Raw genomic sequence first — 9,581 nt, 5'->3', positions numbered from 1 at the left:
CCCCCCCCCCCCGGGGGGGGGCGCGCCCCCCCCCCCCCCCCCCAAAAACCCCCCCCCCCCCCCCCCGGGGCCGCCCCCCCCCCCCCCCCCCCGGGGGCCCCTTTTTTGTGCTGCGCCTCGACTGCGAGCGACGCGGCATCCACACTCGGACGGCACCGGTAGAGCGGTGGCGCCGAGGTCTACGCTGGTACTCAACCGAGTTTGCACGTCCAGGAGGTCTGGTGTCCGGGTCCGACGACACGCGTGGCGGCGGCGACCGCCGCGGAGCCGATTCCGGCCGCAGCGGCCAGGCCGGCAAGAACGGATCGGCAGGGCGCGGTTTCGGCGGCCGGAACGACCGAGGCCGAGACGGCGGATCCCGCGGCTCGGGTGGTGACCGCGGCCGACAGGGCGGTGGGAGCCGGTTCTCGAACAACCGCGACCGCGGCGGACCGCGCATCGAAGATCGCCGGGCCGATGGGGGGCACCGTCAGCGCGCCTTCGGGCAGGGACGCGACGAGCAGACCTGGGGTGACCCTGGCGACAAGGGCGACTCCAAGTTCCGCAAGGACAACCGGGGCCGTCCGGCCGACAAGGGCGGCTTCCGACGGGACTCCAAGTTCGACGACCGCAAGGGCGGACGTCCGGGCGAACAACGTCGTGGTGGCTTCCGCGACGAGCGTCGCGGTGACGATCGTCGGAACGACGGCGGCCGTGGCGGCTCGGGAGGCGCACGTCGCTTCGACCGGCAGGACGACCGCGGCCGTGGTTTCAACCGGGACGACCGGCCCAACCGTTCCTACCGCGACGACCGGCCTCGGGACGACCGCGGTGGCGACCGGAATCGCGGTGACTTCCGCGGTGGCGACCGGAACCGTGGTGACTTCCGCGGCGGTGACCGCCGGGACAAGCCGCGGTTCGACGACCGCCGCGACCGCCAGGGCTCGAACTTCAAGCGCGACGACCAGCGCCCGGACAACCGGCGCCCTGATCACCGGCGCGACGACGACAAGCGGGGCGGCGACCGGCGGAGCGACAACCGCGCGGGCGGCAACCGCCACCAAGGCGGCGGCCACCGTTCCGACGACCGTCCGCGCAACGACCGCCCGTGGCAGGACCGCAAGAGCGACGGCCGGGACCGCGGCGGCCGCTCCTGGCCGGACAAGCGCGACGATCGTGGCGGCGACCGGCGGCAGCGCGACGATCGTCGCGATGACCGCGGCGGCCGTCCCTCCTACGGGCGTCCGAAGGACGATCGCAGGGGCGGTGACCGTCCGCAGGGCAAGCGCGACCGCTTCGACAACGACCGCCCGCGGCGCGACGACCGGCAGCGGCCGCAGTCCGACAACCGCGGTCCGCGCCGACACGACCGGGACGCCGCGCAGCGTTCCAGTGCGGCAGCCGAGGAGAACGTCGAGACCAAGCCCGTCGAGGTCGCCCCGGAACTGCCGGAGGACGTCGACGTCTCCGAGCTGCACGGTGAGGTCCGCCGGGACATGCGCTCGCTGCCGAAGGGGCTCGCGGACAAGGTCGCCTTGCACCTGGTCGCGGCCGGGAAGCTGATGGACACCGACCCGGAGCAGGCGCTCGTGCACGCGCGGTATGCGCGGCACCGCGCTTCCCGCATCGGTGCCGCGCGCGAAGCCAACGGGCTGTGCGCCTACCAGATGGGTGAGTGGACCGAGGCGCTGTCCGAGCTGCGCGCCGCGCGCCGCATGGGTGGTGGCCCCGGGCACATCGCGATCATGGCGGACTGCGAGCGTGCGCTGGGCCGTGCGGAACGGGCCCTGGAACTGAGCCGCAGCGCCGAAGCCGCCGAGCTGACCGGTGGGGAAGCGGTGGAGCTCCGCATCGTTGCCGCCGGTGCCCGCCGCGACCTCGGCGAGGTCGAAGCGTCCGTGGTGAGCCTGCAGATTCCCGAACTGGACCCGAAGGTCCAGGAACCGTGGAGCGCCCGGCTCTTCTACGCGTACGCCGACAACCTGCTCGCCGCCGGCCGGGTGCAGGAGGCGTTCACCTGGTTCGTGCACGCCGCGCACGCCGACGACGACGGTGAGACGGACGCCCCGGAACGCCTGGACGAGCTGGTGGTCCTGCTCGGCGGTGATGCCGAAGCAGAAGAACTCGTGGCTGAAGCGACCGCTGCCGGACCCGCCGCGCTCGACGACGCGGGCGACGTCGAGCTCACCACCGAATCCGAATCCGAATCCGAATCCGAATCCGAATCCGAAGCCGAGGTGACGGTGGAAGAACCCGTGGACGCGGGTGACTCTGCTGCGGAACCGACCACGGCGCAGGCCGTCCCCGCGACCGCCGAGCCCGATGCAGCCGCGGTGGAACAGGCCCCGGCCTCGAAGCAGACAGCGGTGGACGGAACGCAGTCGGCCGACCGAGCGGTGAAGGCGAGCGACCCGCGAGGGGACGAATCGCAGTGACCGGAACGCTGCTCGACCACCACGACGCGGTGCTGCTCGACCTCGACGGCACCGTGTACCGCGGCGGCCAACTCGCGCCCGGGGCGGACGAGGCCATCGAGGAGGTGCGCCGGAAGTGCGTGCAGGTGCGGTACGTGACGAACAACGCGTCCAAACCGGCGCAAGCCGTCGCCGACCACCTCAACGCGCTCGGCCTGCAGGCCACCGCGGACGAGGTGAGCACCAGCGCTCAAGCCGGTGCCGCCCTGCTCGCCGAACAGCTGCCGACCGACGCGAAGGTGCTCGTCGTCGGCTCGGAGGCGCTCGCAGCGGAGGTCGAGCAGCTCGGACTCACCCCGGTCCGGGAGAACGCGGACGAACCGGTCGCGGTCGTGCAAGGCCACTCTCCGGACACCGGGTGGTGGAACCTGGCGGAAGCGTGCCTGGCCATCCGCGCCGGAGCGACGTGGGTCGCCTGCAACGCGGACGCCACGCTCCCCACCGAACGCGGTGAGCTGCCGGGCAACGGCTCCATGGTCGCGGCGCTGCGCGCGGCGACCGGTCAGGAACCGCAGGTCGCCGGCAAACCGGAACGCCCGTTGCTGGACCGCGCCGTGTCCTCGGCGCGGGCCGGGCGGCCACTGATGGTCGGAGACCGCCTCGACACCGACATCAGCGGTGCCGTGCGGTCCGGGATGCCCTCGCTGATGGTCCTGACCGGGGTGGGAACCCCGGCCGACGCGTTGTTCGCGCCGGTGGAACTCCGGCCCGAGCACATCGCGGACGATCTGCGCGGATTGCACCTGCCGCACGAGGTGACCGCCGTCGGCGACCAGCCCGACTGGAAGGTTCGAGTCGCGGACGGTGTTCTCGAACTGTCGGCCGCGTCGGACCGGCCGGAGTCGTCCGGAACGCGGGAGCACGCGCTCGGTGCGCTCCGAGCCCTGTGCGCTGCGTGGTGGCCGGTCGGCTCCGGGCAGGTGACCGTGCGCTCGGCGGATTCCACGTCCACCGATGCGTTGCGCCGATTGGGCTTCGCCTGAAGCGACCGGCTCCGCACGTCCGGGGTTCAGTTCGGATAGCGTTGATGTAGTCGCCGCGAGACGTCCGGCGATGTGGGCGACAGAAGCGGGAGACGATGACCTCTCCAGGGCAGGGCGGTGCATTCGCGCCGAACCCGTCGATGCTGGCGAAGTCCTCGGACGACGGTTCGGCGGCCGAGCACGCCATCGGTGAAGCGCTCGCGCGTCTCGACGAGGTGCGTGAGTTGCCGGTGGCCGATCACGTCCAGCGGTTCGAGGCGGTGCACACGGCGTTGTCCGAAGCGTTGAGCAGAGCCGAGAACATGTTGTCCGGTTCGACGGGCGGCGGGTGATCGGAGTGCCGCGCAAATCGCGTTTGGACGCCGAACTCGTGCGCCGCGGGCTCGCGAGGTCGCGGGAGCAGGCCGCGGAACTGATCGCCGCCGGTCGGGTGACCGTGCGGGGCATGGTCGCCGGGAAACCGGCCACCGCCGTCGAGATCGATGCCCCGGTCGTGGTCGCCGAGGACGTCGACGACCCGAAGTGGGCTTCTCGCGGGGCGCACAAGCTGCTCGGCGCCTTGGAGGTCTTCGGCGCCGACGGGCTGGCCGTCGACGGGCGCCGGTGCCTCGACGCCGGTGCCTCCACCGGTGGCTTCACCGACGTGCTGCTGCGGCAGGGTGCTCGGGAAGTGGTGGCGGTGGACGTCGGGTACGGCCAGCTGGTGTGGGCGCTGCAGACCGACGACCGGGTGCGGGTGCACGACCGCACCAACGTGCGCGCCCTGGAACCCGCCGATATCGGCGGTCCGGTCGATCTCGTCGTGGCCGATCTGTCCTTCATCTCGCTGAAGCTCGTGCTGCCCGCGCTGTCGGCGTGCTCCGGGCCGGAGACCGACTTGGTCCCGATGGTCAAACCGCAGTTCGAGGTCGGCAAGGAGCGGCTCGGTTCCGGCGGCGTGGTGCGGGACCCCGAGCTGCGCGCGGAAGCGGTCCTGGACGTGGTCCGCTTCGCTGCGGAGTCCGGGCTGGGGCTGCGCGGCGTCACCGCCAGCCCGCTGCCGGGGCCCTCGGGCAACGTGGAGTTCTTCGTCTGGCTGCGGTCCGGTGCGAGCACCGACCCGGCGGAAGCGGCGGAACTCGTCGCGGAAGCGGTGCGCACCGGGCCGCAGACGACGGACAAGGGCGGTGGGGCCCAGAAGGCCGCCGCCGGCACGGCCGGAAACCGACGAGGGGGCCGCAGTTGACCCGAGAGGTGCTGCTGGTGGTCCACACCGGTAAACAGCACAACCTGCGCACCGCGGAGAAGGTCGCCGGGCAACTGGTGGGAGCCGGCGTGCGCGTGCGCGTGCTGGAGGATGAGGCGCGCGACCTCAGCCCCGGCTGCTACACTCAAGCGGTTCCTTCCGGACCGCACTCCGCCGCGGGCACCGAGCTGGTGTTCGTGCTCGGTGGCGACGGGACGTTGCTGCGCGCCGCCGAGCTGGCCCGGCTGCCGGGCGTCCCCGTGTTCGGCGTCAACCTCGGGCGGGTCGGTTTCCTCGCCGGGGCCGACTCGGATGCGTTGGACCAAGCGGTGCTGGCCGTGGTCGAAGGCCGGTACCACGTCGAAGAGCGGATGACCGTCGACATCACCGCGATGCTCGACGGGAAGGTGCTCGCGACCACGTGGGCGCTGAACGAGGCCAGCGTGGAGAAGAGCAGCCGGGAACGCATCCTCGACGTGGTCGTCGAGGTCGACGGCCATCCCGTGTCCGCGTTCGGCTGCGACGGGGTGCTCTGCTCCACCCCGACCGGATCCACGGCCTACGCGTTCTCCGCTGGCGGGCCGGTGGTCTGGCCGGAAGTGGAGGCATTGCTGGTGGTGCCGAGCAACGCGCACGCGCTGTTCGCCCGCCCGCTGGTGGTGTCGCGGAACTCCACCGTAGCGCTGGAGATCGACCACGGCGGGCACGACGCGGTGCTGTGCTGCGACGGGCAGCGGCACTTCGACCTGCCCGCGGGGGCCAGGGTCGAGGTCGTGGCCGGGGCGAACCCGCTGCGCCTGGTCCGGTTGTACGACGCGTCGTTCACCGACCGGTTGGTCCGGAAGTTCGAGCTCCCGGTCCAGGGGTGGCGCGGCCCGGCAGCCGACTGACCGGCCGCGAACCGCAGTCGAGCGCGGTCGCGCGGCACCGCCGCGCGCGGATCGGCGTGATTGATCGGACTGGCGGGGGCCGAGCGGTCGGGGCCGCCCGCTAGGGTGCTTGATGTGTTGGCTGAGATGCGCATCCAGGGACTGGGAGTCATCGACGATGCCACGCTTGAGCTGCACCCAGGCCTGACCGTGGTGACCGGTGAGACCGGAGCTGGCAAGACGATGGTGGTCACGGGGCTGCACCTGCTCAGCGGTGGTCGCGCCGATGCTTCGCGAGTCCGATCGAACACTCCGCGGGCTCTGGTGGAAGGGCGGTTCGAGGTCGCCCCCGAATCGGGGGCGGCGAAGGTCGCCGGGGAAGCCGGTGCCGAACCGGACGAGGACGGCAGCCTGATCGCGCTGCGCAGCGTGAACAGCGATGGTCGTTCGCGCGCGCACCTGGGCGGCCGGGCCGTGCCGAACGCGGTGCTCTCCGAGCTGTCGGAGCAATTGCTGGCGGTGCACGGGCAGAACGACCAGCTCCGGCTGCTGCGCCCCGGCGAGCAGCGCGCGGTGCTGGACCGCTTCGCCGGTGAGCCGGTGGCCGCCGTCCTGGAGCAGTACCAGCGGGTTCGCGCCGACTGGACCGCCGTGGTGCGGGAGCTTGCGGAGCGCACCGACCGGGCCCGGGAATGGGCACGGGAGGCGGAGCTGCTGAAGCACGGCCTGGACGAGATCGAAGCCGTGGCGCCGGAGCAGGGCGAGGATGAAGCCCTCGTCGACGAGGCGCGGCGGTTGTCCGACGTCGACCAACTGCGCGAGATCGCGGCCGGTGCACAGCACGCGGTGAGCGGTGCGGCCGACGGCGATCCGGAGTCTCCGGGCGCGATGGGCCTGCTCGGTGACGCCCGGCGCCGGCTCGGTGCCGCCGAGGACCCGGTGCTGCTCGACCTGGACTCGCGGGTCGCGGAGGCGACCGCGGTGCTCTCGGACGTGGGTGCCGAGCTGGGCGGGTACCTGGACCGGCTCGACGCCGACCCCGGACGGCTGGAACAGGTGCTCGCCAGGCAGGCCGAGCTGAAGAACCTCACCAAGAAGTACGCCGCCGACGTCGACGGCGTGCTGGCGTGGGCCGCGGACGCGCGGGAGCGCCTGGCCGGGATGGACACCTCCGACGAGGCGCTGGCCGCCCTGGCGCAGCGCCGCGACGAGCTCGCCGCCGAACTGGCGGAACACGCCCAGGTGCTCACGAAGGAACGGCAGGAGGCCGCCGTGGGGCTCGCGGCCGCGGTCTCCGAGGAACTCGCCGGACTGGCGATGGCTCAGGCGCGGCTGGAGGTCGTGGTCGAGCCCAAGGAGACCGAGGCGTCGGACACCGCGGCGCTGGCGGTGGGGGACCGGACGCTGGCCGCCGGCCCGGACGGCACCGACGAGGTCGAGCTGCGGCTCATCGCGCACTCCGGTGCCCCGTCCCTGCCGATCCACAAGGGCGCCTCGGGTGGTGAGCTCTCGCGGGTGATGCTCGGGCTGGAGGTCGTGCTCGCCGACGCGGACACGGTGCCGACGCTGGTGTTCGACGAGGTCGACGCCGGGGTGGGTGGCCGGGCGGCCGTCGAGATCGGTCGCCGCCTCGCGAGGTTGGCGCGGACCCACCAGGTGGTCGTGGTGACCCACCTCGCGCAGGTGGCCGCCTACGCGGACCGGCACCTCGTGGTGGACAAGGGATCGAACGACACCGGACTCACCCGGAGCGACGTGCGCACGGTCGCCGACGGTGAACGAGTCGCCGAGCTGGCCCGGATGCTCGCGGGTCTGGATTCCACCGCCACCGGCCGGGCGCACGCCGAGGAGCTGCTGGCGACCGCCGCGTCCGACAAGTCGAAGGCCGGACCCGCGAAGGGCGGGCGCGGCGGGAAGAGCGCCGCCGCGAACCCCCGCTGACCCGATTGATCCATTTGGATCAATCAAGTAGGGCTGAACGGGTGTGGTCGTACGGCGTGGCGACCTCCCGGGCGGTGATCCATTTGTCACCATCGGTGCATGAAGCTCAGTGGTCTGCTCACACGTCAGGAGGAGGAGCTGCCGGGAGTGACCGGTACGGCGCGGGTCCCGCGCCGCACCGGCGAGCTGCCCTCGCGGCTCGGTCCCGGTGACATCGTCCTGCTGGACCAGGTCGACCTCGACCGCCGGACGGCGGACGTCCTGGTGGCGGCGGGGGTCATCGCGGTGGTCAACGCCGCGCCGTCGATCTCGGGGCGGTTTCCCAACCTGGGCCCCGAGGTGCTGTCCGCGGCCGGCGTCACCCTGATCGACCGCGCCGGCCGGGAGGCGATGCGCGCGGTCAAGGACGGTTCCAAGGTGCGGTTGCACGAGGGCACGATCTACTCGGGCGGCCGCGAGATCGCGTCCGGTGTGGAGCAGGACGCCGATTCGATCGCGGACCAGCTGATCGAGGCCAAGACGGGGATGACCTCGCAGCTCGAAGCGTTCTCGGCGAACACCATCGAGTTCCTGCGCACCGAGCGGATGCTCATCCTCGACGGCGTCGGGGTGCCCGCGGTGACCGTGCCCATCGAGGACCGCCACGTCCTGGTCCTGGTGCCCGGTTACGGGCACGCCGACGACCTGAAGCGCCTCAAGCGCTACATCAAGCACTACCGGCCGGTCCTGATCGGGGTGGACGCAGGTGCGGACACGCTGCTGCGGGCCGGGTACCGCCCGGACGTGATCGTCGGTGATCCGAACGGCATCGAGAAGGACACGCTGAAGCGGGCCACCGAGGTCGTGGTGCCCGCGCACCTGGACGGGCACGCACCGGGGATCGCGCGCATCCAGGACCTCGGCATCGGTGCGCTGACCTTCCCCGCCTCCGGGAACCCGGAGGACCTTGCGCTGCTGATCGCCGATGCTCACAACGCCCGCCTCGTGGTGACCGTGGGCTTCCAGGCGACCTTGCACGAGTTCCTGGACCGCGGCCGGTCCGGCTCCAACCCGTCCACGTTCCTGACCCGGCTGCGGCTGGGGAGCAGGCTCGTCGACGGTGCCGCGGTGACCGCGCTGCAGCGCAACGCCGGGTCGAACTGGGCGGTGGTCCTGCTGCTGGTGGCCGCGCTGCTGGTGCTCGGCGTGGCGTTGGCGGTGTCCGGGTTCGGAACGTCCTTCCTCGCGGTGCTCGCCGACTTCGGCCGGTCCGCGTTCGGGCAGCTGCAGGAGTGGTTCGCATGATCTCGATGCGCCAACACGTGATCTCCCTGGCCGCGGTGCTGCTGGCCCTGGGGGTCGGCATCGTGCTCGGCTCGACCTCGCTCAGCGAGCGGTTGCTCTCGCATGTCGGCGAGGAGCGCGACTCGCTGAGCAACCAGGTCGACGAGCTCGGTGCGGAGCGCACCGCGCTCCGGGACGAGCTGGACGGCGCCAACCGGTTCAGCGCGGCCACGGCCCCGATGACAGTGCGCGACAGCCTGGCCGATCGCGGTGTCCTCCTCTTCAGCACCTGGGACGTCTCCGAGCAGGACCGCGCCGGAATGCGCCGGCTGATCGAGGAATCGGGCGCGGAGGTGACCGGTGAGGTGCAGCTGGACCGGGCGATCGCCGAACCGGATCGGGCCGACCAGGCGCGGAAGCTGGTCACCCGGCTGCTCCCCGCGGGGGTGCAGCTGCCCACCGCCACCGACGTCGGAACGCTGACCGGCGGGCTGCTGGGGCCGCTGACCCTGCTCGACCAAGGAGCCGGTGCGCCGCAGGTCTCGCCGGAGGAGCGCGCGGCGGCGCTGACCGGCCTGTCCGAGGGCGGTTTCGCCACGGTGGTGGGCGAGGTGCGCGCCGCGCCGCTCGCGCTGGTGATGACCGGCGGCGATCAGGCGGGCTCCGGGGCAGAGCCCGGTGCGGCCGACCGGGCTGCCTTCCTGGCCCGCTTCGCCTCGCAGCTGGACCGCTCCGGGGGCGGCGCGGTGCTCGCGGGTGCGCGCGGTTCCGCCGACGGCGACGGGGCGGTCGGCGTCGCCCGCGTCGACCGGGCGGTGTCCTCCGCGTTGTCCACGGTGGACAACGC

General features: G+C 72.6%; 8 protein-coding genes and 1 pseudogene. 8 read left to right on the top strand and 1 reads right to left on the bottom strand.

Annotated features, from left to right (window positions below):
• Window positions 1-191: 191 nt before the first annotated feature.
• The gene (locus LCD31_RS25825) at window positions 192-1,457 is read right to left on the bottom strand and encodes a hypothetical protein (protein WP_224962236.1); all 1,266 of its coding nucleotides are present in this window, start codon (window positions 1,455-1,457) and stop codon (window positions 192-194) included.
• 18 nt (window positions 1,458-1,475) lie between these two features.
• On the opposite strand from LCD31_RS25825, the gene LCD31_RS25820 reads away from it, so the two are divergent.
• From LCD31_RS25820 to LCD31_RS29855, 8 genes and pseudogenes are all read left to right on the top strand, one after another.
• On the top strand, window positions 1,476-2,414 hold the full coding sequence (locus tag LCD31_RS25820; RefSeq protein ID WP_224962233.1) for a hypothetical protein: 939 nt from the start codon (window positions 1,476-1,478) through the stop codon (window positions 2,412-2,414).
• A complete protein-coding gene (locus tag LCD31_RS25815; protein ID WP_224962231.1) occupies window positions 2,411-3,436 on the top strand; it encodes an HAD-IIA family hydrolase in 1,026 nt (341 codons plus the stop codon). Before LCD31_RS25820 ends, LCD31_RS25815 begins: the two co-directional genes overlap by 4 nt.
• A 95-nt stretch (window positions 3,437-3,531) precedes the next feature.
• Complete coding sequence (locus LCD31_RS25810) at window positions 3,532-3,768, top strand: hypothetical protein (RefSeq protein WP_224962229.1); 237 nt, start codon at window positions 3,532-3,534, stop codon at window positions 3,766-3,768.
• Between the two features lie 5 nt (window positions 3,769-3,773).
• Window positions 3,774-4,661, top strand: coding sequence for a TlyA family RNA methyltransferase (locus tag LCD31_RS25805; RefSeq protein WP_308011334.1), 888 nt, complete (start codon window positions 3,774-3,776; stop codon window positions 4,659-4,661).
• Window positions 4,658-5,551 (top strand): NAD kinase, encoded by an 894-nt coding sequence (locus LCD31_RS25800; RefSeq protein WP_224962225.1) that lies wholly within the window; start codon window positions 4,658-4,660, stop codon window positions 5,549-5,551. Before LCD31_RS25805 ends, LCD31_RS25800 begins: the two co-directional genes overlap by 4 nt.
• A gap of 114 nt (window positions 5,552-5,665) precedes the next feature.
• Window positions 5,666-7,471, top strand: a complete 1,806-nt coding sequence (recN, locus tag LCD31_RS25795; RefSeq protein WP_224962223.1) for a DNA repair protein RecN — start codon at window positions 5,666-5,668, stop codon at window positions 7,469-7,471.
• 99 nt (window positions 7,472-7,570) lie between these two features.
• On the top strand, window positions 7,571-8,755 hold the full coding sequence (gene steA / locus LCD31_RS25790; protein WP_224962220.1) for a putative cytokinetic ring protein SteA: 1,185 nt from the start codon (window positions 7,571-7,573) through the stop codon (window positions 8,753-8,755).
• A pseudogene (locus tag LCD31_RS29855) lies at window positions 8,752-9,531 on the top strand (copper transporter); the annotation flags it as partial. The gene steA and the pseudogene LCD31_RS29855, both read left to right, overlap by 4 nt.
• Between the last annotated feature and the right edge of the window lie 50 nt (window positions 9,532-9,581).

This window comes from Saccharopolyspora sp. 6M (assembly GCF_020176775.1).
GTDB lineage: Bacteria > Actinomycetota > Actinomycetes > Mycobacteriales > Pseudonocardiaceae > Saccharopolyspora_C > Saccharopolyspora_C gregorii.
Note: the sequence above shows the minus strand (reverse complement) of the source record. Positions and strands in the feature narration are given on the sequence as shown.

Excerpts from the sequence above, each read along its gene's own strand:
- LCD31_RS25820 (WP_224962233.1), top strand. The coding sequence starts at position 1,476 with ATGCGCTCGCTGCCGAAGGGGCTCGCGGACAAGGTCGCCTTGCACCTG.
- LCD31_RS25810 (WP_224962229.1), top strand. The coding sequence starts at position 3,532 with ATGACCTCTCCAGGGCAGGGCGGTGCATTCGCGCCGAACCCGTCGATG.
- steA (WP_224962220.1), top strand. The coding sequence starts at position 7,571 with ATGAAGCTCAGTGGTCTGCTCACACGTCAGGAGGAGGAGCTGCCGGGA.